At 70.0% G+C, this 23,805-nt stretch carries 18 protein-coding genes and 1 pseudogene; 10 read left to right on the forward strand and 9 right to left on the reverse strand.

Translation table 11 applies throughout. From position 1 onward, the window contains the following. Positions 1-19 precede the first annotated feature (19 nt). The 5 genes from H4W31_RS35700 (at position 20) to H4W31_RS35715 (ending at position 5,432) form a co-directional block, all read left to right on the forward strand. The gene (locus H4W31_RS35700; protein ID WP_318783596.1) at positions 20-1,006 is read left to right on the forward strand and encodes a LysR family transcriptional regulator; all 987 of its coding nucleotides are present in this window, start codon (positions 20-22) and stop codon (positions 1,004-1,006) included. 309 nt (positions 1,007-1,315) lie between these two features. Beyond that, positions 1,316-2,320: a 2-dehydropantoate 2-reductase gene (locus tag H4W31_RS35705; protein WP_192770632.1), complete on the forward strand. Its 1,005-nt coding sequence runs from the start codon at positions 1,316-1,318 to the stop codon at positions 2,318-2,320. 233 nt (positions 2,321-2,553) lie between these two features. Next, positions 2,554-2,679: a hypothetical protein gene (locus H4W31_RS44000; RefSeq protein WP_264084109.1), complete on the forward strand. Its 126-nt coding sequence runs from the start codon at positions 2,554-2,556 to the stop codon at positions 2,677-2,679. Positions 2,680-2,682: 3 nt separating this feature from the next. Beyond that, positions 2,683-4,407 carry a glyoxylate carboligase gene (gene gcl / locus H4W31_RS35710; RefSeq protein WP_192770633.1) on the forward strand — a complete coding sequence of 575 codons (1,725 nt, stop codon included), beginning with the start codon at positions 2,683-2,685 and terminating at the stop codon, positions 4,405-4,407. A gap of 263 nt (positions 4,408-4,670) precedes the next feature. Beyond that, the gene (locus tag H4W31_RS35715) at positions 4,671-5,432 is read left to right on the forward strand and encodes a GntR family transcriptional regulator (protein WP_192770634.1); all 762 of its coding nucleotides are present in this window, start codon (positions 4,671-4,673) and stop codon (positions 5,430-5,432) included. A gap of 377 nt (positions 5,433-5,809) precedes the next feature. Here H4W31_RS35715 and H4W31_RS35720 read toward each other — a convergent pair whose 3' ends face one another. Further along, the gene (locus H4W31_RS35720; protein WP_192770635.1) at positions 5,810-7,171 is read right to left on the reverse strand and encodes an NAD-dependent succinate-semialdehyde dehydrogenase; all 1,362 of its coding nucleotides are present in this window, start codon (positions 7,169-7,171) and stop codon (positions 5,810-5,812) included. A gap of 450 nt (positions 7,172-7,621) precedes the next feature. Beyond that, the gene (gene oxc, locus H4W31_RS35725) at positions 7,622-9,355 is read right to left on the reverse strand and encodes an oxalyl-CoA decarboxylase (protein ID WP_192770636.1); all 1,734 of its coding nucleotides are present in this window, start codon (positions 9,353-9,355) and stop codon (positions 7,622-7,624) included. Between the two features lie 713 nt (positions 9,356-10,068). Between oxc and H4W31_RS35730 the strand changes: the two genes are divergently transcribed. After that, complete coding sequence (locus tag H4W31_RS35730) at positions 10,069-10,278, forward strand: hypothetical protein (RefSeq protein WP_192770637.1); 210 nt, start codon at positions 10,069-10,071, stop codon at positions 10,276-10,278. Between the two features lie 3 nt (positions 10,279-10,281). Here H4W31_RS35730 and H4W31_RS35735 read toward each other — a convergent pair whose 3' ends face one another. The 5 genes from H4W31_RS35735 to frc all read right to left on the reverse strand — a co-directional run bounded on the left by H4W31_RS35735 (position 10,282) and on the right by frc (position 17,103). After that, positions 10,282-11,310, reverse strand: coding sequence for a TerC family protein (locus tag H4W31_RS35735; RefSeq protein ID WP_192770638.1), 1,029 nt, complete (start codon positions 11,308-11,310; stop codon positions 10,282-10,284). Continuing rightward, on the reverse strand, positions 11,307-11,885 hold the full coding sequence (locus H4W31_RS35740; protein WP_192770639.1) for a hypothetical protein: 579 nt from the start codon (positions 11,883-11,885) through the stop codon (positions 11,307-11,309). Before H4W31_RS35740 ends, H4W31_RS35735 begins: the two co-directional genes overlap by 4 nt. Positions 11,886-11,929: 44 nt before the next feature. Next, the gene (locus H4W31_RS35745) at positions 11,930-13,336 is read right to left on the reverse strand and encodes an Nramp family divalent metal transporter (protein WP_192770640.1); all 1,407 of its coding nucleotides are present in this window, start codon (positions 13,334-13,336) and stop codon (positions 11,930-11,932) included. A 285-nt stretch (positions 13,337-13,621) separates the two neighbouring features. After that, the gene (locus tag H4W31_RS35750) at positions 13,622-15,787 is read right to left on the reverse strand and encodes an acetate--CoA ligase family protein (RefSeq protein WP_192770641.1); all 2,166 of its coding nucleotides are present in this window, start codon (positions 15,785-15,787) and stop codon (positions 13,622-13,624) included. Between the two features lie 86 nt (positions 15,788-15,873). Then, positions 15,874-17,103, reverse strand: coding sequence for a formyl-CoA transferase (gene frc / locus H4W31_RS35755; RefSeq protein WP_192770642.1), 1,230 nt, complete (start codon positions 17,101-17,103; stop codon positions 15,874-15,876). A 398-nt stretch (positions 17,104-17,501) separates the two neighbouring features. Here frc and sucC point away from each other — a divergent pair. Next, positions 17,502-18,673 (forward strand): annotated as a pseudogene (sucC, locus tag H4W31_RS35760) (ADP-forming succinate--CoA ligase subunit beta). A gap of 5 nt (positions 18,674-18,678) precedes the next feature. After that, the gene (gene sucD / locus H4W31_RS35765; RefSeq protein ID WP_192772658.1) at positions 18,679-19,554 is read left to right on the forward strand and encodes a succinate--CoA ligase subunit alpha; all 876 of its coding nucleotides are present in this window, start codon (positions 18,679-18,681) and stop codon (positions 19,552-19,554) included. Positions 19,555-19,741: 187 nt separating this feature from the next. On the opposite strand, the gene fdhD is transcribed toward sucD, so the two are convergent. Both fdhD and H4W31_RS35775 read right to left on the reverse strand, forming a co-directional pair. After that, positions 19,742-20,590, reverse strand: coding sequence for a formate dehydrogenase accessory sulfurtransferase FdhD (gene fdhD / locus H4W31_RS35770; RefSeq protein WP_192770643.1), 849 nt, complete (start codon positions 20,588-20,590; stop codon positions 19,742-19,744). A gap of 37 nt (positions 20,591-20,627) precedes the next feature. Beyond that, positions 20,628-22,001 (reverse strand): OFA family MFS transporter, encoded by a 1,374-nt coding sequence (locus H4W31_RS35775; protein WP_192770644.1) that lies wholly within the window; start codon positions 21,999-22,001, stop codon positions 20,628-20,630. Positions 22,002-22,258: 257 nt separating this feature from the next. On the opposite strand from H4W31_RS35775, the gene H4W31_RS43435 reads away from it, so the two are divergent. Together H4W31_RS43435 and H4W31_RS44580 are read left to right on the forward strand one after the other, a co-directional pair. Then, positions 22,259-22,504, forward strand: coding sequence for a DUF6457 domain-containing protein (locus tag H4W31_RS43435; RefSeq protein WP_225945859.1), 246 nt, complete (start codon positions 22,259-22,261; stop codon positions 22,502-22,504). Further along, entirely contained in the window at positions 22,501-23,763 is a 1,263-nt protein-coding gene (locus tag H4W31_RS44580) for a molybdopterin molybdotransferase MoeA (RefSeq protein WP_318783597.1), read from the forward strand. Before H4W31_RS43435 ends, H4W31_RS44580 begins: the two co-directional genes overlap by 4 nt. Positions 23,764-23,805: the final 42 nt, after the last annotated feature.

Genomic DNA, 23,805 nt, shown 5'->3' on the forward strand with positions numbered 1-23,805 from the left:
GCGGTAGCCGGGCGGCGGAGTGAAAGAGGGGGCCACGGTGTTCCTGCGGCAGTTGGAATATCTCACCGCGCTGGCCCGGGAGGAGCACTTCGGCCGGGCCGCGGCGGCCTGTTGGGTCAGTCAACCCACGCTCTCGGACGGGATCCGCAAACTCGAGGCGGAGTTCGGGGTCTCCGTGGTGCGCCGTGGTCACCGCTTCGAGGGCTTCACCCCGGAGGGTGAACGACTGCTCGCCTGGGCCCGACGGCTGCTCGCCGACCGGGACCAGTTGGTGGCCGAGTTCGGCCGGACCAGCCACCAGGGCCTGACCGGACGGTTGCGGCTCGGCGCGGTACCCGCCTCGCTGCCACCCCTGTCGCTGCTCACCGTCCCGTTCTGCGAACTCCATCCGGGTACCAGGCTCACCGTGCTGTCGCTCACCTCGGCCGAGATCCAGCGGCGCCTGATCGACTTCGAACTGGACGCCGGGCTGACCTATCTCACCGGCGAGCCGATGCCCGGTTTCCGGACCATGCCGCTGTACGACGAGCGCTACGTCCTGCTGACCAGGTACGACGGTGAGTTCGCCGACCGTACCGAGGTGGGCTGGGCGGAGGTGGCCGAGCTTCCGCTGTGTCTGCTCACCCCCGACATGCAGCACCGGCGAATTCTCGACGACCTGTTCCGCCGGGCGGGGGTGACGGTCAGTCCACGGATGGAGACGAACTCGGTCTCCACGCTCTGCTCGCACGTCCAGGGCGGGAGGTGGGCCAGCGTCATCTCGCAGGCCTGGCTGGGGCTGCTGGGGGTGCCACCGGGTACCCGGGTACTGCCGCTCGTCGAGCCGACCGCGACCAGCACGGTCGGCCTGGTGGTGCTGGACAGCGATCCGCAGCCGCTGATGACCAGTGCGCTCATCCACGTGGTGGAGAGTCTCGACCTGCAACGCGGGATCGACGACCTGGTACCGCTCGGGGCGTTCGCCCCGCCGGGCCCACGACCGGAGCCACCGGCCCAGCGACGATAGGCCACCCCGATCGGTCCTTCGGGGATTGCTCATTGTCGCGAACGTACGGCTGGATCAGGCTGGAAACGAGATCTGCCGCGGCGAGAGGGCCCGTACCGGGGACGGCCGGTGCGGGCCCCTCGCCATGCCGGCGGAACGTCTTCGCCGGGCTGGGCGTGCGGGGCGCCGGCAGTTTGTCGTGGGCCCGGGACCTGTGGTGGTGGGCGCGACGACAAGAGCTGACAGCTCACAGGCTTGTCAGCTCTCAAGCCGTATTGCATACTGTACTCCCCATAACGCATACACATTAGTGCGAGAAGGGAGCAGCCCGTGCGAGTTGCAGTGCTCGGAGCCGGCGCCATCGGCGCTTATGTCGGCGCTTCGTTGTGCCGGGCCGGGGTCGACGTCCATCTGATCGCCCGTGGGGCGCACCTGGCCGCACTGAGGGCACACGGGGTACGGGTAGTCAGCCCCCGCGGCGATTTCGCCGCACATCCACACGCCACCGACGATCCGACGGAGGTCGGGCCGGTGGACTACGTGTTCCTCGGCCTCAAGGCACACTCCTACGCCTCGGCGGGGCAGTTGCTCGGTCCACTGCTCGGCCCCGAGACCGCCCTCGTGGCGGGGCAGAACGGCATCCCGTGGTGGTACTTCCACAAGCTCCCGGGGCCGTACCAGGACCACCGGATCGAGGCGGTGGACCCGAACGGCGAAACCTCCGCGGTGATGGCGCCGGAACGGGCGATCGGCTGCGTGGTGTACCCCGCCACGGTCATCGAGTCACCGGGGGTGATCCGGCACCTGGAGGGAACCCGGTTCTCCATCGGCGAGCCGGACGGCACGGTGTCGCAACGGTGCCTGGCGTTCAGCGAGGCGATGATCGCCGGTGGCCTGAAGTGTCCGGTCGAGCCGCGACTGCGGGACGACATCTGGATCAAGTTGATGGGGAACGTCTCGTTGAACCCGATCAGCGCACTCACCCGGGCCACCATGGTGGAGATCTGCGAGAGCGCCGGCACCCGACGGGTGGTCGAGCAGATGATGGAGGAGACGCTCGACATCGCGACCCGGGTCGGCAGTACCCCGGAGATCTCCATCGGAAAGCGGATCGACGGCGCCCAGCGGGTCGGCCACCACAAGACCTCGATGTTGCAGGACCTCGAGGCGGGCAAGGAGATGGAACTCGACGCCGTCGTGGCGGCCGTGGTGGAGATGGCCGACATCACCGGGGCGCCGGCCCCGACGTTGCGTACCGTCTACGCCGCGACCGACCTGCTGGCCAGGACCATGGCCCGGCGGGTGGCCCCGACGCCCGTGCCGGGCCAGGCCTGACTCCGCGGCGTGGTCGGGGCCGTCGACGGCGACCCCCGAACACCGATGGTGATCCCATCTCGACTGGACGCGGTGATTGTATACAGTATGCGCACTGCTGGCTGGTCCAGGCCGCCGGCACCGGATCCGGTGCCGGTCGGCCGTCGACCTCCCGCCGGCGCCCGGACACCCACTCCCCCGTCCCGGCCGGCGAGCCGCCCATCCGCAGGACATCCGACGCCCTGGAGGCTCCAGTGCCGCTGAACCCCACGCCGAACACCGGCTGGCCCGACGTCTACGCCCGCCGCCGGAAGGCCGGGCCGGCGAAGGAGCGCCGGTACGGCAACTTCCCGACCCACGCCCACTACCCGGAGGTCTGAACCATGGCCAAGATTCCCTGCATGGACGCGGTCGTGTCGGTGCTCGCGTCGGAGGGCGTGGACATCGCGTTCGGCTGTCCCGGCGCGGCCATCCTGCCGCTCTACGCCGCGTTGCGACGCAGCGAGATCAGGCACCTGATCGTCCGGCACGAAGAGGGCGCCACCCACATGGCGGACGGCTGGGCCCGGACCAACGGTCGGGTCGGGGTGGCCATCGGCACCTCCGGACCGGCCGGCACCAACATGATCACCGGGTTGTACACCGCGCAGGCGGACTCAATTCCGATGATCTGCATCACCGGTCAGGCGCCCACCACCAAGCTGCACCAGGAGGCGTTCCAGGCGGTGGACATCGTCGAGATCGCCAAGCCGGTGACGAAGTGGGCGGTGCAGGTGAAGGAGGCCGCCCAGGCGCCCTGGATCTTCCGGGAGGCGTTCCGGATCGCCCGCTCCGGACGGCCGGGGCCGGTGCTGATCGATTTGCCGATCGACGTCGCACGGCAGGAGATCGAGTGGGACGCCTCGATCGACGCGCCGCTGCCGGTGCCCCGGGTCGAGCCGCACCAGCCCCGGGTGGAACGGGCCCTCGACATGCTGCTGGCCGCCGAGCGTCCGCTGATCCTGGCCGGCGGCGGGGTCATCATCGGCGAGGCCACCGAGTTGCTGCGGGAGGTCGCCGAGACCCTGGACATCCCGGTCCAGGTGACCCTGATGGGCAAGGGCGCGCTGCCGGAGGACCACGACCTGTTCGCCGGGATGACCGGCATCCAGACCACCCAGCGGTGGGGCAACGCCTCCTTCCTGGAGTCCGACCTGGTGCTCGCGCTCGGCGCCCGCTTCGGCGACCGGCACACCGGCGACCTGGAGACCTACCGGGGCGGCCGGCAGTTCATCCACGTCGACATCGAGCCGACCCAGCTCGGCAAGGTGTTCGGTCCGGACCTCGGCGTGGTGTCGGACACCGGGCCGTTCCTCGCGGCGCTGCTCGACGCGGCCCGACGGCGGGGCGTACGGCGGGACCGGAGTGAGTGGATCTCGCTGGTCCGCCGGCTGCGCGAGACCCTGGGTCGCCGGGACGACTTCGACGCGGTCCCGATCAAGGCACCCCGGGTGTTCAAGGAGATCAACGAATACTTCGGCCCGGACACCTATTTCGTCACCGCCATCGGCCTGTACCAGATCTGGTCCGGGCAGTTCCAGCGGGTCTTCAAGCCCCGCCACTACCAGGTCTGCGGCCAGGCCGGCCCGCTGGGTTGGGAGATTCCGGCCGCGATCGGGGTCAAGTCCGCCGCACCCGACGCCGAAGTGGTCGGCGTGGTCGGCGACTATTCGTTCCAGTTCCTGGTCGAGGAGTTGGCGGTCGCCGCGCAGTACAACATCCCGTTCGTACTGATCATGTTGAACAACGAGTATCTCGGCCTGATCCGGCAGGCCGAGATCGGCTACGACATGAACTACGAAGTGGACATCCACTACGACGAGTACGGCACCGACAATGTCAAGATCATGGAAGCGTACGGCTGTTCCGGGCGTCGGGTGCTCCAGCCGGGCGAGATCGCCGACGCGCTCGCCTGGGCCAGCAAGGAGGCGAAGCGCACCAGCCGGCCGGTGCTGGTCGAGGTGATGATCGAGCGCGAGGCGAACACCGCGCACGGCCTCTCGATCGCGAAGGTCAACGAGTTCGAGCCGGCGCCGGAAATCGAGTACCGGGACGTGGCCTCCGGCTGATCGGTGTGGCTACCCGACGCCAGCCATCGGCACCGCGAATATCCCCGCTGTCGAAGAATCGCGTTGGGGCGGGCGGGCTGCCCGCCCGCCCCGGCGACACACTCGGGAACGGTATTTCCGGCACCGTGCGGCGGACCGGGTCTGTGCGCGGACCGCAGGTCGACGACACCCAGCACCGGCACGTCGATTGCATCTCGCCGACTGTATGCTATAACCCAATTCGGGTGGTACCCGATCGATTTCTCGCAGCCCGGAGGTAGTCCATGACCGAATGGGGGGGCGCGACCTCGCCAGCCGGCGGCAACGGTGGCCGGCGACGACTTGCCGCGGCCCGTGGCGAACCCCGAGCCGCGCGTCAGCCACTGGAGCGGCCCGCGCCACTACGCCAGGCGGTCTACGACGTCATCGCCGAGATGATCATCAATCGTGAGCTGCAACCCGGCGAACACCTCGTCGAGAACGAGCTGGCGGCCCAGCTCGGCGTCAGCCGGCAGCCCGTCCGGGAGGCCCTGCAGCGGCTGCAGAGCGAGGGCTGGGTCGACCTGCGTCCCGCACTCGGCGCCTTCGTGCACGTACCCACCGAGGAGGAGGCCGACCAGCTCCTCGCCACCCGTACCCTGCTCGAATCGGAATCCGCGCGGTTGGCGGCCAAGCAGGGCACGCCGGAACAGGTCGAACGGCTCCGGGAACTGCAACGCGTCGGAGAGAAGGCGCTCAGCGACGACGACCAGGTCGCCCTGGTCGACGCGAACGCGGCCCTGCACGCGTACGTGGTGGCGATGTCCGGCAACAAGGTCCTCGCCGAACTGATCGCGATGGTCGACCGCCGGGTGCGGTGGTACTACGCGCCGATCGCCCGGTCCCGTGGCCGGCAGGCCTGGGACGAGCACGCGGCGCTGATCGACGTGATCGCCAGCCGGAACAGCAGGCGGGCCGGCGAGATAATGCGCCGACACACCGAGCGCACCCGGGAGAGCTACCACCAGCGGCGCAAGGAGGCCGCTGAGCGGGAAGCCCCGGGCTGACCGGGCCGCTCCACCAGCCGTCGTCGGCCGGCGGCACCGCGCCGCCGGCCCGCTGGTACGACACCGCGAACGTCCCTCGACCCGGCCGGGTCCGTCACCGGCCGGGTCTGGCGTTGCCGGGCACCTCCACGCCCCGCCTCGTCGCTTCCCCGGTGGCGTGCCCGGAACCACCGTCCCGCCGCGCGTCGCCGCAAAAGCACGTTCGGGCCAGGAACGGCATGCCTCCAACGGGGACCCGGGCACGGGCGAAGGTGCCCGCCGTGGAGGCATCCTGCCGGATGCGGTGCGACGAGCGCATCCAGACCTCACGGACGGGCACCTTCGGTGGGCCACGCCCGGCCGGACCGGCTGACCGGTCCCGCCGGGCGGATGCCCGACTACAGGCGGATGGATTTCTTGTTCATGAACTCCTCGATGCCGGCCGCGCCGAGTTCCCTGCCCATCCCGGAGCGCTTGATCCCGCCGAACGGCAGGTCGGCCTGCGACCCACCGGCGCTGTTCAGGTACACCATGCCGGACTCGATCTGCTCGGCGACCCGGCGCATCCGGTCGGGATCGGTCCCCCACACGCTGGCGCCGAGCCCGAACGGCGAGTCGTTCGCGATCGCGACCGCCTCCTCCTCGGTCTCGGCCCGTAGGACCAGCACGACGGGCCCGAAGATCTCCTCGTAGTAGGCGTCCATCTCGGGGGTCACGTCCGTGAGCACGGTGGCCTCAAGATAGGCGCCGGGCCCGTCGAGACGACGCCCACCGGTGCGGAGCGTCGCGCCCTGCCGGACCGCCTTGTCGACCTGTTCAGCCACCTCGTCGGCCGCCGCGACCGACGCCAACGGCGGCAACTTCGTCGCGGGATCGCTGGGGTCGCCCGGCACGAAGGTCTCGGCCACGTGCTCCGTCAGCCGGTCGACGAACTCCTCGTAGATGTCGGCGAGCACGATCATCCGCTTCGGCGAGTTGCACGACTGACCGCAGTTGCGCATCCGGGCGGTCGCGGTGGCCCGCACCGTCTTGTCCATGTCATCGCTGTCCAGCAGGATCAGCGGGTCGGAACCGCCCAACTCCAGGACGGCCCTCTTCAGGTTCCTTCCGGCTTCGGCGGCGACCGAGATGCCGGCCCGCTCGCTGCCGGTCAGGGAAACACCCTGGATGCGAGGGTCCGCGAGGATCCGGGGGACCTGCGCGCTGGACGCGAAGATGTTCACGTACGCGTCCTCCGGCACCCCGGCGTCGTGCAGGATCCGCTCGATCGCGGCTGCCGACCGGGGGCAGATCGAGGCATGCTTCAGCAGGATGGTGTTGCCGAGGACCAGGTTCGGCGCCACGAACCTGGCGATCTGATAGCAGGGGAAGTTCCACGGCATGACGCCGAGCAGCGGCCCGATGGGGTTCTTGGTGATGACGGCATTGCCGCCCTTGATCTCCAGCGGCTCGTCGGCCAGCAGCGTGGGACCGTTGTCGGCGTAGTACCTGAAGATGTCGACGACCACACCGATCTCACCGCGGCCCTCGTTGATCCGCTTGCCCATCTCCTGCGTCATCGTCGCCGCCAGCTCGTCGGCGCGCTCGGCGAACAGGTCCGCCGCGCGTGACACGATCTCGGCCCGCTCGGCGACCGGCCGGCGCCGCCACGACAGGTACCCGCGGTGGACGCGGTCGATCGCTTCCCGGACCTCCCCGTCGGTCGCGTTCTCGATCTTCTCGACCAGTTCACCTGTCGCTGGGTCGGTAACTGTGTACATAGGGGTCCGAGCCTCCGTTCTCTACCAACACTGCGCCGGGACACTCTGTCATCAGTCTGCATACTGTCTACAGACTTCTCGGATGCGAGGTCGGGGCCGCCCGGGCGCTCGCCGACCAGGGACCCGAGATCAGGCCGGATCGGCCGGGCGGCGCCCCGTCCGCCGCCGGCCTGTCCGCACGGGCAGTCAGCACCCCGGGCGGCAGATCGCCGGGCGGCCCGACCACGATGCGGGGACGCGTTGCCCACCACGGCGAGCACGCGGTCGCGCGTCGACGGGCCGCCCACCCGCACCGCGGATCTGTCGGAGCGGCGGCTGGCGTTGCTCAGGATGCCTGAGCCGGCCGAGGCGCCCGAGCGGGATGGTCGATGCCCTCCTCGCCGACCCGGGCGGTGTGGTGCGGTCCAGTCGTTGATGCGCAGCGTCGGGTGCGGGGGTAGCCGATCGTCCTCACCGCTGCACCGTGATGCCCTTGGGGTTGAGGTGGGCGATGTTGCCGCTCTCGGTTCCGTCGGTGGGGTCGATGACGCAGTCGATGAGCGCGGGCTTGCCCAGTGCCAGGGCCTCGCGCAGGGCGGCGGTGACCTCCACCGGCGTCTCCGCCCGATAGCCCTTGCCGCCGAATGCGGCGATCATGAGATCGTGCCGGGCCCTGAGGGAGGTCGGTGCCGGGTCCCCGGACGCCGACACATCGTCGCCCCGGTAGACGCCGCTGTTGTTCAGCACGATCGTGACGATGGGCAGGTTGTAGCGGCAGATCGTCTCTATCTCCATACCGCTGAACCCGAACGCGCTGTCGCCCTCGATGGCGACGACCGGGCCTCCGGTCTCGACCGCGGCGGCGATCGCGTACCCCATGCCGATGCCCATCACGCCCCAGGTGCCGCTGTCCAGACGGTGTCGCGGCACCTGCATCCCGATCGTGTTGCGCGCCAGGTCCAGCGCGTTCGCCCCCTCGTTGACGACGTACGCCCCCGGGTTGTCCCGCAGGACATCGCGAATGGCCTGCAGCGCGCCCAGGAACTTCATCGGGTGTGCCGACTCGGCGGCCTTGAGGCGCTTGGCCATCTTGCCGACGTTCTCCGCGGAGCGGGCCGAGAGCTCGTCCCGCCACTGGGCCGGGACCGCGATCTGGCCGGGTTTGGTCCGCTCGATCAGCGCCTGCATCACCGAACCGACGTCACCGACGAGCGGCGCCGCGATGGGCTGGTTGCTGTCCAGCTCGGTGCTGGCGATGTCCACCTGGATGAACTTGGCGTCGGCGTTCCACTGTGGGGAGTCGCCGTGTCCGAGCAGCCAGTTCAGGCGCGCACCGACGAGCATCACGACGTCGGCCCGGCGTAGGGCCAGTGACCTGGTACTGGCCACCGACTGCGGGTGGTCGTCGGGCAGCAGGCCCTTCGCCATCGACATCGGCAGGTAGGGCGCACCGGTGAGCTCGATGAACTGGCGGATCTGCTCGTCCGCCTGCGCGTACGCGGCGCCCTTGCCGAGCACGACGAGCGGCCGCTGGGCGCTCGCGAGCAGTTCGATCGCGCGGTCCAGGGCCGCGGAGTCGGGCACCTGACGCGGTGCCGGGTCGACGACCTGCCACAGGGACGCCGCACCCAGGTCGGCGTCGATGACCTCGCCGAGGACCGCGGCCGGGATGTCGAGGTAAACCCCGCCCGGTCGTCCGGAGACGGCCGTGCGGATCGCGCGGGCCACGCCCCGGCCAATGTCCTCCGCCCGGTGTACGCGGTACGCCGCCTTGGCGAACTGTCGAGCCGCCGCCAGCTGGTCCATTTCCTCGTAGTCGCCCCGCTGCAGATCGACGAGGTGCCGCTCGCTGGATCCGGAGATCTGCACCATCGGGAAGCAGTTCACGGTGGCGTTGGCCAGCGCTACCAGCCCGTTGAGGAATCCCGGCGCGGACACCGTCAGGCAGATCCCCGGCTTCTTCGTCAGGAACCCGGCCGCCGCCGCCGCGTGCCCGGCAGCGCTCTCGTGCCGGAAGCCGACGTAGCGGATGCCGGACGCCTGCGCCAGGCGGGCCAGGTCGGTGATCGGGATGCCGACGACGCCGTAGATGGCGTCGACCTCGTTGAGCTTGAGCGCGTCGACGACTAGATGGATCCCGTCGGTGAGTTTCTCCGCACCTACGACGCCGCCAGCTTCTGATTCCCGGAGGGAAGCGATGGTCATGATCAGAGTCCTCCATCAAGGTCGTGCGACTTCTGTATACAATATGTAGTTTACTACCGGTCGTCGGAATTCGACCTGGCCGGCGACGGCGCCGAGCACTGCCCGGAAGCCCGCACGGGAAGCGACGTCCCTCCCTCGCCGTCCTCCAGAAGTGCATACCGTATGGGGTAGGCAATAATCGTGGACCATGTGACAGCGGAGTGTCTAGGGGGTAGCAGGGACGTTTTCCGGGCAGGCCGGCCCGTACCGGCGTCGCGCTGGTGGTCGTGGACCGGTCGGCGACGCGGTGGCCTTGGTCACTGGATCGTTTTTTGTATACCGAAGGCGGTATCCTGGAACCGTCGAACAAGGACCTGTCGCCGGACAGGACGAGACGAGGGTTTGTGGTGGCACGGCATCGGGTAGGTCCACACAGGAGACGCCGACGTACCGTTCACACCATGGGCCGGGCCGCGAGGCTGAGGCCCCGCACGGCCGCCGCGGGCGACCCCCGCCGGTCATCGTTTCGGCGACAGACATAGAGCCGGCCGCCACGCGACGAGGCGTGACGGCAGAAGAGATCCGGCGACCCGGGGTGTGCCCGGCCCCACCAGGCACACCCGGGTGTCCTGCCGGACCACCGTCCCGGACGGTCTGCTGTCCTCCGGTCCGGTGCGCACGGTCCCGGGAAGCGTCGTTTCCCGGGAAGACCGACAAGCAGGAGTGATGTTGTCATGACCACCTGGCGGACGTTCTCGCGTTCCCTGACCCGACTTTCCGACCGGCTGGCCCTGCCGACCGGTTTCCCGGCCGACGGCCGCTCCCTCGGGCTCGGCCTGGCGGCCGCGCTGGAGAACCAGCGTCGGGCCGCCCGGCCGAGCGACAAGGAGATCGAGCACTTCCTCCGTGGCTCCGCCGCGGACGAAGACCTGATCAAGGTCTGACGGTCAGTCAGACCGCGTCCGGTCCGCCGTCACGGTGTCGTGGGCACCGGGGGTTCCGGCCCCCATCCCCTCCGTGGCGGCGGACGGCCGTTCGAGCTCGTCCCGCCGGGACTTCGCCAGGCTGGCGACGGTGGTGACCAGCAACGTGCCGACGATGACCCCGAGCGAGACGGCGATCGGCACCGCCGGCGCCCAGGACACCCCGTCGTGGTGCAGCGCCTCCAGCACGAGCTTGACCCCGATGAAGGCCAGGATGAACGCCAGGCCCTTGCTGAGGTAGACCAGCCGGTCCAGCAGGCCGCCCAGCAGGAAGTAGAGCTGCCGCAGGCCCATCAACGCGAACGTGTTCGCGGTGAAGACCAGGTACGGCTCCTGGGTCAGTCCGAAGATCGCCGGAATCGAGTCGAGCGCGAACAGCAGGTCGGTGGTGCCGATGGCGACCATCACGATCAGCATCGGCGTGACCATCCGCCGGCCGTCCACCCGGACCAGCACCGAGGCGCCCTGGTACGACTCCGTGGTCGGTAGGATCCGCTTCGCCGTACGGAGGGCGAAGTTCTCCGAGAACTCGTCCTCCTGCTGCGGGCCGACCAGCTTTATCGCGGTGTAGATCAGGAACGCCCCGAAGATGTAGAACAGCCAGTCGAACCGCGCGACCGCCGAGGCGCCGGCCGCGATGAAGACGCCCCGCATCAGCAGCGCCAGCACGATGCCGATCAGCAGCACCTTCTGCCGGTACTGCACCGGGACCGCGAACCGGCTCATGATGATGATGAAGACGAACAGGTTGTCGACGCTGAGCGAGTACTCGGTGAGCCAGCCGGCGAAGAACTGGCCACCGTGGCTGACTCCGGCGGTCGCCATCAGCAGGAAGCCGAAGGCGATCGCCGCCAGTACGTAGAAGCTCACCCACGCGACGCACTCCCGGAAGGATGGTTCACGGGGATTCCGGGCGACCAGGTAGAAGTCGAAGGCGATCATCACCAGGAAACCGATGATCGTTACGGCCCATACCCAGACCGGTAGATTCATGATTCTCCCTTGGTTCGGAACAGGGTCAGCCGGCCCGTCCCCCGTCCGGCCGCGCGGGCCTGCCTGCGGTTCTCCCTCGCCTCCCACTGCGCCTCGGCGTGCCGCAGGTAGAACAGGTACAGCCGCTCGGCCCGGGGGTTGCCGTGCCGGATCCGGCGGAGCCAACCCGGCGCGACCCGCTCGTGCAGCCAGCTGAAGCCGATCGCGAAGCCGAGGCTGACGATCGCCTGGTACGCGAGGAAACCGGGTACGTCCGGCGGCAGTGCTGGCCGGCCAACGAGCAGCAGGCCGACCAGCACCTCATGCGCCAACCGGGCGACGGGGAACCCGACCAGCCAGTAGAGCGCCGTCGGGGCGAACACGCCGGGGGAGATGATCCCGGCCGCCATCAGCAGCCCGAACCCGCCGCCGAGCAACACCAGTGGCAGTCCGAGCGCCAGGCCGGTGGCCAGCGCCCAGTCGACGGGCTGACCCGCGACCAGAGCCAGTCCGAGGGCCGCCACTCCGGCGATCGCCCCGATGGCGGCGCCCGGCAGCGCGAGCTGGCCCAGGTGGCGTAGCTGCTGGCCGGTCACGGCTTTCCCTCACTCCGCTTGGTCATGACAATTCCTCCGTCGGACTAGTCGACGACCACGCCGAACCTGACCAGGCTGTAGATCAGCATGCCCAGGTAGAACACCGCACCGAACCCGATGACCAGGTTCTGCACGATGCCGGGACGGATCGGTTTGGGCAGCATCCGGTTGTTCACCAGCAGCAGTACGACGCAGTACGCGCCCATCGCGAAGGTGGACAGGAAGGCCAGCACGTCGAGGATCGCGCCCGGACCGTCGGCGGGGCCGAAGTTCAGGATCAGGATGCCGAACGTGATGACGCCCCAGAGGAAGCCGGCGTACAGCTTCGACATGCTGAACCGCTTCGCACCGGGTACGAAGTGGTACGTCATGTCCGCCTGGCCCCGGGAGAACGAGTCGAACAGGCCGAGCGTGGCGTTGAGCCCGATCAGCGCGATGAACCCGAGGAACACGCCGTGCAGCACCGGCGCACCGGCCGAGGCGAAGGCGTCCGCCATCGCGGTCAGCGCGACCTCCCGGTCACCGGTCCGGATCAGGTCGCCGACGTTCGGGTTCTCCCGGACGGCGGTCTGGGCCAGCACGGTGAACGAGACGGTGACCAGCATCGTGACACCCCAGAAGAGCAGCAGGGCGTCGAAGGTCACCCAGCGCCGCCAGCCCTTCCACTTCTTCATCTCCTCCGGGTTGTCGGTGTCGAACATGAAGCCACGCGACGGCATGACCTCCTGCTCGCCCGCGTGCCGGAGCCCGCGGATCTTCGGGATGTGCGCGCCCATGCCGGCACCGGAGTCCCGCAGGTGCAGCGTGTACCACATCTGCTGCATGCCGGACGGACCGGCGAAGGCGATCGCACCGACGATCACCGGGAACCAGGCCGCCGACATCGCCTCGTCCGGCAGGTAGCCGAAGTGGAACATGCCGCCGAGGGTCGAGGTGACATCGCTCCACCGGCCGACCAGCGAGGCCACCACCGAGGTGCCGACCACGAGTACGCCGATCAGGATGCCGAGCAGGCCCTCCAGCAGTGGGTAGATCACCTTGGCCAGGCTGAACACCACGCCGACCAGGATCAGCCCGACACAGGCCGAGACGGTCCAGGGTATCCCGGTCACCTCCTCCAGCGCGGCGGCGCCGGTGGAGAGGTGTCCCGGCCAGATGTAGACCAGGATCGCCACGCTGAAGAAGAACCACATCAGTGGTTTGAAGACCCGGGCGGCGCCGAAGAAGATGCTCTCTCCGGTGGCCATCGCGTAGCGGGCCATCTCCAGCATGACGAACGCCTGGAGGGTCACGCCGATCAGGAAGAGCCATCGGATCTCCGGTCCGAAGATCAGGACCAGCCGGGGCCACATGTACGACTCGCCCATGCCCACGCCGAGTGCGACGAGGAACACGGTCGGGCCGAGCAGGTGGATCGACGGCGGAGCCTTCGGCAGCTCCCGGATCGGCATCGGTTCGAGTTTTCCGGCCCGCCATACTCGGTCCTCGGTGGCGGTGCCGGTGCGTTGCCCCGGGACGGGGGGAACGCCGGTGGGTGGTTCCGCACTACTTGTCGGTTGGCTGGGCGAAGGGCTGTTCGAAGCGTCCACGCTGGACCTCCTCGGGAATCCGACGACGCGCGGATCTGGAGGACGGCCCAGATCCGACGTTTCTGTCCTTTGACCCCTGGCCGCGGAGCGGTCGCCGTGTCGCTAGTGGCCCCTCCAACTGCCCGGTGTGGTGAAACTGTGCACGGCTCAGCGGCCGTCCGGTTTGCCGCCGAGCAGGCCGGCGGAACGTGCCCACCGGTACTTCGCACCGAGTACCGCGACCGGCTTCTCCGTGGTGTACGGATAGGCGACGATGCCGTGCCGGTACAGGTGCTCGCTGGCCTCCTCGACCTCGACGTCGCCGGCGAGTGAGGCGACCACCGGCTTGTGGATGCCCTTGGCCCGGAACTCCTCGACCACGTCCACCACGAGTTCGGCGAAGACCATCGGCGGGGTGACGATGGTGTGCCAGTAACCGAGGATCAGGGCGTGGATGCGCGGGTCGGACAGGCCGAGCGCAATGGTGTTGCGGTAGGTCGACGGCGGTTCGCCGCCGGTGATGTCGATCGGGTTGCCGGCCGCGCCGAACGGCGGGATGAACTTGCGGAACGCCTCGTCGAGGTCCGGCGGGATCTCCATCAGGCTCAGTTTGTTGTCCACGCAAGCGTCCGAGAGGAGCACCCCGGAACCGCCGGCGCCGGTGATGATGACGACGTTCTCGCCCTGCGGGGTGGGCAGCAGCGGGATGCCGCGGGCGTACTCCAGCAGGTCGTTGAGGCCGGGGGCGCGGATCACGCCGCTCTGCCGCAGGATGTCGTCGTAGACCTTGTCGTTGCCGGCCAGCGCACCGGTGTGCGAGCTGGCCGCCTTGGCACCCTGGTCGGTGCGGCCGGCCTTTAGCACCAGCACGGGCTTGGTCGCCGAGACCCGCTTGGCGGTTCGGGCGAACGAGCGGCCGTCCTTGAGGTCCTCCAGGTGCATGGCGATGAGCTGGGTGTTCGGGTCGCTCTCGAAGAACGTCAGCAGGTCGTCCTCGTCGATGTCGGCCTTGTTGCCCACCCCGACGATCGCGGATACGCCCATCCGGGCGGACCGGCTGAAGCCGAGGATCGCCATCCCGATGCCGCCGCTCTGTGAGGAGAGCGCGACACCACCCTTGACGTCGTACGGGGTGCAGAACGTCGCGGAGAGGCTCTCCGGGGTGTAGTAGTAGCCGTAGATGTTCGGCCCGAGGATGCGTACGCCGTACTGGCGGGCGATCGCCAGCACCTCGGCCTGCAACTCGTGGTTGCCGGTCTCGCCGAACCCGGACGGGATCAGGATGGCCCCGGCAACCCCCTTCGCGCCGACCTCGGCCAGCGCCTGCGGAACGAACTTGGCCGGGATCGCGAAGACCGCGACGTCGACCGGTCCGGGTACGTCGGTGATGCTCCGGTACGCCTTGCGGTCCAGGATCTCGGTGGCCTTGGGATTGATCGGGTAGATCTCCCCCTGGTAGCCGCCGTTCACCAGGTTCTTCATCACCGAGTTGCCGATCTTGCCGGCCTCGGCGGAGGCACCGATCACCGCGACCGAGGCGGGCCGCATGATCCGGTTCATGCTGGCCAGGATCTCCTCGTCGGTGAACTGCTCCGGCCGCTCCGCCGCCTTCGGGTCGACCAGGATCCGCACGTCCACCGCGGTCGCGCCGGTCGCGGTGGCCAGCACCGGGTTGAGGTCGACCTCGGCCAGCTCCGGGAAGTCGCTGACCAGGGTGGAGAGCCGGACGATGAGGTCGGCCAGCACCTCCCGGTTGGCCGGCTCGGCACCGCGTACGCCGCGCAGGATCTCGGCGGCGGCGATCCCGTCGATCATCGACAGCGCGGTCTCGGTGTCGGCCGGGGCGAGCCGGAAGGTGACGTCCTTGAGCACCTCGACCAGTACGCCGCCAAGGCCGAAGGCGACCACCTTGCCGAACGTCTGGTCCGTCACGGTGCCGACGATCACCTCGTGGCCGGAGGTGAGCTGCTGCTGCACCTGCACTCCGACGATCTTCGCGTCGGCCTGGTACGCCTTCGCGTTCGCGATGACGGTGTCGTACCCGGCGGCGACCTCCTGTGCCGTGCCCAGCCCGACCAGTACGCCGCCGGCCTCGGTCTTGTGCAGGATGTCCGGCGAGACGATCTTCAGCACGACCGGCAGGCCGATCCGCTCGGCCAGCGCCACCGCCTCGTCGGCGCTGCCGGCCAGGCCCTCGCCCGGGGTGGCGATCCCGTACGCCTCGACCACCAGCCGCCCCTCCGGCGCGGTCAGCGAACTCCGGCCCTCCGCACCGGCCTGGTCCAGCACCCGGCGTACGGTCTCGCGGTCGTAGCCGCTGTCGTCTATCGGCATTGCGTCGTCTCCTTCGTTCACGGCACCCCGCCGGGTTCCGGCGGACCGGCAGGTCGTGGGACTGGTCGGTCGGACCAGCCGGATCGTCAGATGGCGCCCGCGGCGCGAAGCTCGCCGACCTGCGCCTCGGTGTAGCCGAGTTCGTCGAGCACCTGGCGGGTGTGCTCGCCGAGCAGCGGCGAACGCTCGATCTCGACGTGCGAGTCGGAGAGCTTGATCGGGTTGCCGACCGTCTTGAACGCGCCCCGCTCGGGATGGTCGATCTCGACCACCGAGCCGAGCGCGGCCAGGGTCTCGTCCTCGATCAGCTCCCGGGTCGACATGATCGGCCCGCACGGGATGTTGTGCGCGTTGAGCTGCTCCATGACTTCCTGCTTGGTGTGCCGCTCGGTCCACTCCTCGATCAGCGCGAACGCCTTGTCGAGTTTGTTCAGGCGCACCTGCGGAGTGCTCCAGGCCGGGTCCTCGGCCAGCTCCGGCTTGCCGATCAGCTCACAGATCGGCTTCCAGCCGACGGGCTGGATGATGACGTAGATGTAGTCGTTCGGTCCGCCGGGTGCGCAGCGTACGGCCCAGCCGGGCTGGCCGCCGCCGGAGGCGTTGCCGGACCGGGGCACCTCGTCGCCGAAGCTCTCGTTCGGGTACTCCCCCAGCGGCCCGTGGGCGAGCCGCTGCTGGTCCCGCAGCTTCACCCGGCACAGGTTGAGCACGGCGTCCTGCATGGCCACCTGGACCCGCTGGCCGCGTCCGGTGTGGGTGCGCTGGTAGAGCGCGGCCAGGATGCCGGCCACCAGGTGGATGCCGGTGCCGGAGTCGCCGATCTGGGCTCCGGTGGCGGTCGGCGGCCCGTCCTCGAAGCCGGTGGTGCTCATCGCCCCGCCCATCGCCTGGGCGATCACCTCGTACGCCTTGAAGTTGGCGTAGCGGCCGGGTCCGAAGCCCTTGATGGAGGCGTAGACCAGACCGGGGTTGATCTCCTGGAGCTTCTCCCAGGGGAACCCGAAGCGTTCGACCACACCGGGGCCGAAGTTCTCCACCAGGATGTCCACCCCGGACACCAGCTTGGTGAAGACCTCCTTGCCCTGCGGGTGCTTCATGTTCAGCGTGATGCTGCGCTTGTTGGCGTTCAGCATCGTGAAGTAGAGGCTGTCCACGTCGGGAATGTCGCGGAGCTGGGTACGGGTGATGTCACCCTGACCGGGTGCCTCCAGCTTGATGACGTCCGCGCCCAGCCACGCGAGGATCTGCGTGGACGAGGGACCGGACTGTACATGCGTCATGTCGAGGACCCGAACGCCCTCCAGTGCCTTACCCATGAGTCAACCTCCTGTGCGGGCCACGCCGTGCACTTCCGACCGTGAAGCTGAAGTTCCGCTCTGTTACCGCTGCTGGTAGTGGGTCTTCCGACCCTCGGTCCAGCTCCGGGGATTGCATACCGTATGGGGTAGGCAATATCGTGGCCCATGTAACAGCGGAGTGTCTAGGGGGTAGCGGAACGTTTTCCGCGAAAGCCTTCGGCGGACCGGCAGACCGGCCCCGAACACCGGCGCGGACCAGGCCCGGGCTCCTCCGTGCAGCGGAGTGGTCCGGTCCACTTTCGGGATGAATCCGCGCCCGGCCCCACCACCACGTCCGGTCCCGATCCCCCCACTTCCGTCCGATGTGTCCAGTGGGCGGGAGAAACCCACCGAAGGTCGAACAGAAGGGAGGCCCGGTGGATCTGTTGGAGCACCAGGCACAGGAACTCTTCGCCAAGCACGGCGTACCGGTCAGCCGCAACCGTGTCGCCAGCACCCCTGACGAGGCCTACGCGGCCGCCGCCGAGATCGGCGGACGCGTAGTGGTCAAGGCCCAGGTGAAGACCGGCGGCCGAGGCAAGGCCGGCGGAGTCAGACTGGCCGACGGCCCGGACGCGGCGCGTGACGTCGCGACCGACATCCTGGGCATGGACATCAAGGGCCACACCGTGCACAAGGTGCTGGTCACCGAGGCCAGCGAGATCGTCGACGAGTACTACGTCTCCCTGCTGCTCGACCGGTCCCAGCGCTCGTTCCTCGCCCTGGCCTCCCGGCAGGGCGGGGTCGAGATCGAACAGGTGGCGGCCGAGAACCCGGAGGCGTTGGCCCGGCTCCAGGTCGACCCGGCCGCCGGCCTCGACTGGCAGAGCGCGCTCCGGCTGGCCGCCGACGCCGGCCTGCCGGACGACGTACGCGACGTCGTGGCCAGCGTCCTGGTCCGGCTCTGGAACGTCTTCCGCTCCGAGGACGCCACCCTGGTCGAGATCAACCCACTGGCCAAGCTCGCCGACGGCACGGTACGGGCACTGGACGGCAAGGTGACCCTGGACGACAACGCCCGGTTCCGACAGCCCGGACATCCGCAGTTCGTCGACGTCAGCGCCACCGACCCGCTGGAGGTCAGGGCCGCCGAGAAGCACCTCAACTACGTCAAGCTCGACGGATCCGTGGGAGTCATCGGCAACGGAGCCGGCCTGGTGATGAGCACACTCGACGTGGTCGCCTACGCGGGCGAGCAGTTCGGCGGGGTGAAGCCGGCCAACTTCCTCGACATCGGCGGCGGCGCCTCGGCCGAGGTGATGGCGAACGGCCTGGAGATCATCCTCGGCGACCCCGACGTACGGAGCGTCTTCGTCAACGTCTTCGGCGGGATCACCGCCTGCGACGCCGTGGCCAACGGCATCGTCCAGGCGGTCGGCCTGCTCACCGACCGGGGCGAGACGATCACCAAACCACTGGTCGTCCGGCTGGACGGCAACAACGCCGTGGCGGGGCGGCAGATCCTCGCGCGCTCCCCGGCGTACGGACCGCGGACACGATGGACGGTGCGGCGCGGCTCGCCGCCGAACTCGCCGGCAAGGGGGCGTGACAGTCATGGCAATCTTCCTCACCGAGAAGAGCAGGGTGCTGGTCCAGGGCATCACCGGCACCGAGGGCACCCGGCACACCCGGCGGATGGTCGCCGCCGGCACGAACATCGTCGCCGGGGTCACCCCGGGCAAGGGCGGCCGGGACGTCGACGGCATCCCGGTGTTCAACAGTGCCGCCGAGGCGGTCCGGGCGACCGGCGCCGACACCTCGGTGGTCTTCGTACCGCCCCGGTTCGCCAAGGCGGCGGTGATGGAAGCGGTCGACGCCGAGCTGGGCCTGGCCGTGGTGCTGACCGAGGGCATACCCGTGCACGACACGGCGACGTTCTTCAGGTACGCCCAGGCCGCCGGCAACCGGACCCGGATCATCGGCCCGAACTGCCCCGGCCTGATCAGTCCCGGCCAGTCCAACGCCGGCATCATCCCCGCCGACATCACCAAGCGGGGTCGGATCGGCCTGGTCAGCAAGAGCGGCACCCTGACCTACCAGATGATGCACGAGCTGCGGGACTTCGGCTTCTCCACCTGCGTCGGGATCGGCGGCGACCCGATCGTCGGCACCACCCACATCGACTGCCTCCAGGCGTTCGAGGACGACAACGAGACCGACGCGATCGTCATGATCGGCGAGATCGGCGGTGACGCGGAGGAACGCGCCGCCGAGTACATCAAGGCCCACATCAGCAAGCCGGTGGTCGGCTACGTCGCCGGCTTCACCGCACCCGAGGGCAAGACCATGGGGCATGCCGGCGCGATCGTCTCCGGGTCGTCCGGAACCGCGCTGGCCAAGCAGGAGGCCCTGGAGGCGGTCGGGGTCCGGGTCGGCAGGACGCCGTCCGAGGCCGCCGCACTGATGCGCGAGACGTTACTGGCGCGCTGACCGACGGCGATCGGTGTCGGGTGACCCGGTGCGGACCACGCCGGCCGGGCGCCCGGCACTCGCCGTACCCGAGGTCAGCGCCGGTCCGGGCGGAGTCCGACACCTCCGCCCGGACCCCGCGCATCACGTCACGGCTCTGCCCGGATCTCGCGCGACTCCCCGGCCCGGCCGGCGGAGGCGGGACGGGTCAGGCCGGAAGCTCCGACCCCGTCCGCTGGACGAGGCGGTGCGCGCCCGCGTAGACGTTCATGGACGAGCCGCGCAGGAAGCCGATCAGGGTGAGGCCGGCGTCCTCGGCCAGGTCGGCGGCGAGCGAGGACGGCGCGGAGACGGCGGCGAGCGCCGGGATGCCGGCCATCACCGCCTTCTGCACCAGCTCGAACGACGCCCGGCCACTGACCATCAGCACCGTGTCGCGCAACGGCAACCGGCCCTGCCGCAGCGCCCAGCCGACGACCTTGTCGACCGCGTTGTGCCGGCCGACGTCCTCGCGCAGGCAGTGCAGCCGCCCGTCGGCGGAGAAGAGCCCCGCGGCGTGCAGGCCACCCGTGCGGTCGAAGACCCGCTGCGCCGTGCGCAGCGTGTCGGGCAGGCCGCTGAGCACCTCGGGGTCGAGCCGCACCGGATCGTCCCGCACCGACCAGGCCGCCACGGTACGCACCGCGTCAAGGCTCGCCTTGCCGCAGAGCCCGCACGACGAGGTGGTGTAGAAGTTGCGTTCCAGCGACGGGTCCGGCGGCGCCACCCCAACGGCCAGCACCACGTCCACCACGTTGTACGTGTTGACCCCGTCCGCCGTGGCGCCCGCGCAGTACCGGATGCCGGCGATCTCCCGGTCGGTCCGGACCACGCCCTCGCTGACCAGGAACCCGGCCGCCAGGTCGAAGTCGGCGCCCGGGGTCCGCATCGTGACCACCAGGGAACGTCCGTTCACCCGGATCTCCAGTGGCTCCTCGGCCGCCAGCGTGTCGATCGGCTCGCTGACCACCCCGTCGACGATCCGCACCAGCCGGCGTCGACTCGTCACCCGTCCCATCGCGCCACCACCAATCCCTCGATGCCTGAGGCCCAGGCTAGAACCGGTCGGCGCCGAGCGCCGACGGCAACCGCACCACGGCCAACCCCGGCTGGCGCATCCAGCGGGTCAACGCCGCACCGAGCAGGCCGAGACAACCGGCCACCACGAACGGCACGACGGAGTCCGGGGTCGTCACCACGAGCCCGGCGAGCACGATCCCGATCAGGGCGCCGACCGCCTTTCCGGTGTAGACGATCCCGTAGTTGGGCACGGTCGCGTCGTCACCGAACCAGTCCCGTACCAGGCTGACCAGCAGGGAGTAGCCCGCTCCGGTGCCGGCGCCGGCCAGTGCGGCGAAGCCGACCACGGCGGCCGGGTGGTTATCGTTCGTCGCGGCGGCGAGCAGGCCGAACTGGGCCACCCCGCCGACCAGCAGGGAGAGGCCCAGGGTCCCGCGCCGGCCGATCCGGTCGGCGAGCGTACTGGTCACCGCCCGCCCGATGCCGTTCGAGACGGCCAGCGCGCCCATCGCGGCGACCAGGGTCAGCGCGGGCAGCCCCTGGGCGTACGCGGTTCCGGCGAGGTAGGCGATGTCGAACAGGGCCATCGCCGCGGTGAGCACGACAACCACGAACATCATCGGCAGCATGCCGCTGCGCAGCGCCGCCAGCGGCGGGTAGGGCCGGGCGGCGGGACGGTTGTGCGGGATGCTCCGGTTGAGTCGCCGGTCGACGGCCCACCGCTGCGGGTCGATCTGGGTGGGCCACCAGTTCCTCGGCGGCTTGCGCATCAGCAGCCCGCAGAGCGCCACCACGGTGAAGACGATCACGGCGGTGCCGTCCAGCACGGCCGTCCGGTTCGCCGGTTCGAGGAGGTAGCCGGCGACGACGACGAACGGGATGGCGCCGTAGCCGAACGCGGCGCTCACCAGCGCCACCCGGGAGGCGACCCGTTCGGGGAACCATTCGGTGACCGTGGCGATGCAGGTCATGTAGACCAGGCCGGCGCCGATCCCGCCCAGCACCGAGTAGCCGAGCAGGACGGTGCCCAGGTCCCCGCTGTGCGCCAGGGTGACCAGCGCGGTCAGGCAGCAGGCCGCCCCGACGAGCATCGGTACGGCCAGCCGTACCCGTAGCCGTTGGTAGAGCCATCCGCCAAGTGGTGAACTGGCCGCCTGGCACACCACCCAGAGCCCGAGTACGCCGAACGCCTGCCACAGGCTCCACCCGTTCGCCTCGACGAGGGTGGGCAGGGCCGCGCCGAAGCCGTACTGGAACAGGCTGATCGCCAGCATCGCCGCCCAGGGCAGCAGCAGCATCCAGGTCCGGGACCGGCCCAACAGGGCGCGATCGGTCTCGCCCACCCGGTAGCGGCGGCCGTACAGGTCGCTGATCTCGCGTACCGCGGTGTCGTTGCTGGAGTCCGTCATCTGGTGCCTCCAACTGCCCATCGTATACAGTATGTGGGATGCATATTCTCCACCATGGGACGGGCGACTGTCCAGGTCGAGACGACGACGAGGAGGAGACGGCATGAGCGAGCGCAGCGAGCGAATCAGCCAGCTCAGTTTCCCGGCTCATGACGCCGACGAGCGAAGCGAGGAGACGGCATGAGCGAGCGCAGCGAGCGAATCAGCCAGCCCAGTTCCAAGGCTCATGACGCCGACGAGCGAAGCGAGGAGACGGCATGAGCGTGCTGGACGACTGGACCCGACAGGCGATCGACGAACTCGGCCTCGACCCGGCGGTACTCGACCAGCGGCTGATCCTGGACGTCGCCCGGGACGTCGCGCACGGGGTCACCCGGCCGGCGGCACCGCTCGGCACCTTCCTGCTCGGCGTGCTCGTGGGCCGGGGCGCCACCCTCGCCGAGGCGGCGGACGAACTGACCAGACTCGCGCGGGAGTGGCCGGCGCGGGATCCCGGGCAGTGAACAGCACCGGCTGGCACCAGGCCCGGCGGTACGCCCGGCAGGCCGGCAGCCCGCTCCCCCGGGTCGACGTACCGCTGGCCGGGGCGGTCGGCGCCGCACTGGCGCAACCGCTCGTCGCACTCTCCCCACTGCCGGCGTACGACTGCGCCGCCATGGACGGGTACGCCGTCGCGGGTACCGGCCCGTGGCGGATGGTCGGACGGATCCTGGCCGGTGATCCGGGTACCCCCGCCGAGTTGGCTCCCGGGGACGCCGTCGAGATCGGCACCGGCGCCATGGTGCCGGCCGGTGCCGACGCGGTGCTGCCGTACGAACGGGCCACCCGGACGGGCCGGACGGTGAGCGGCGAGATCGAGCCAGGCCGGCACGTACGCCGCCGGGGCGAGGACTGCCCGGCCGGTCAGCAGGTGCTGCCCGCCGGCACGGTCGTCAATCCGGTCGTGCTCGGGTTGGCCGCCAGTCTCGGACACGACACGCTGACCGTGCACCGGCGACCCCGGGTCGGCATGGTGGTCACCGGCGCCGAGCTGCGTACCGTCGGCATCCCGGCGGCGGGGCAGGTCCGGGACGCCATCGGTCCGATGTTGCCGGGGCTGATCCGGGACGCCGGAGCCGAGCCGGCCTGGTCCACCCGGATCGCCGACGACGCGTCCGCGCTGGTCGCCGCGCTACTGCGCGCCGACGCGGAGGTGCTGGTGGTCTGCGGAGCCACCTCGGCCGGTGCCGCCGACCACCTGCGCCGGGCCCTGGACACGCTCGGCGCCGAGGTGCCGGTACGCGGCGTCGCCTGCCGGCCGGGGCATCCGCAACTGCTCGCCAGCCTGCCGGACGGCCGGTTCGTCGTCGGCCTGCCCGGCAACCCGTACGCGGCCCTGGTCGCCGCGCTGACCCTGCTCTTCCCGCTGCTCGGCCGGCTGGCGGGGCGTACCGAACCGGCGGCCCTGACCGCGACGCTGGCCGGGCCGGTGACACCGCACGACCGGGACACCCGGCTGGTTCCGGTGGCCCGGGTCGGGTCGGCGGCGCTTCCGGTCGGGCACGACCGCCCCGGTTCGCTGTGGGGGGCCGCCGCAGCGGACGCGCTCGCGGTCGTGCCGCCGGGGTGGGCCGGCGCCGAGGTCGAGCTACTTCCACTGCCGGCCGCCGAGACCGCCCTCCCGCCGCCGGCACCGGTCTCCCGGCGGCCAGCCGGTGCCGGCGCGGCCACCGAACCGGCTCGGCAGTCCGACCAGGTCACCAGTGTGTCGGTGGGGCCGTAGGTGAGCGGATCGGGCCTATCCCGCAGCCGCGACTTCCGGATG

Source organism: Plantactinospora soyae, assembly GCF_014874095.1.
Classification (GTDB): Bacteria; Actinomycetota; Actinomycetes; order Mycobacteriales; family Micromonosporaceae; genus Plantactinospora; species Plantactinospora soyae.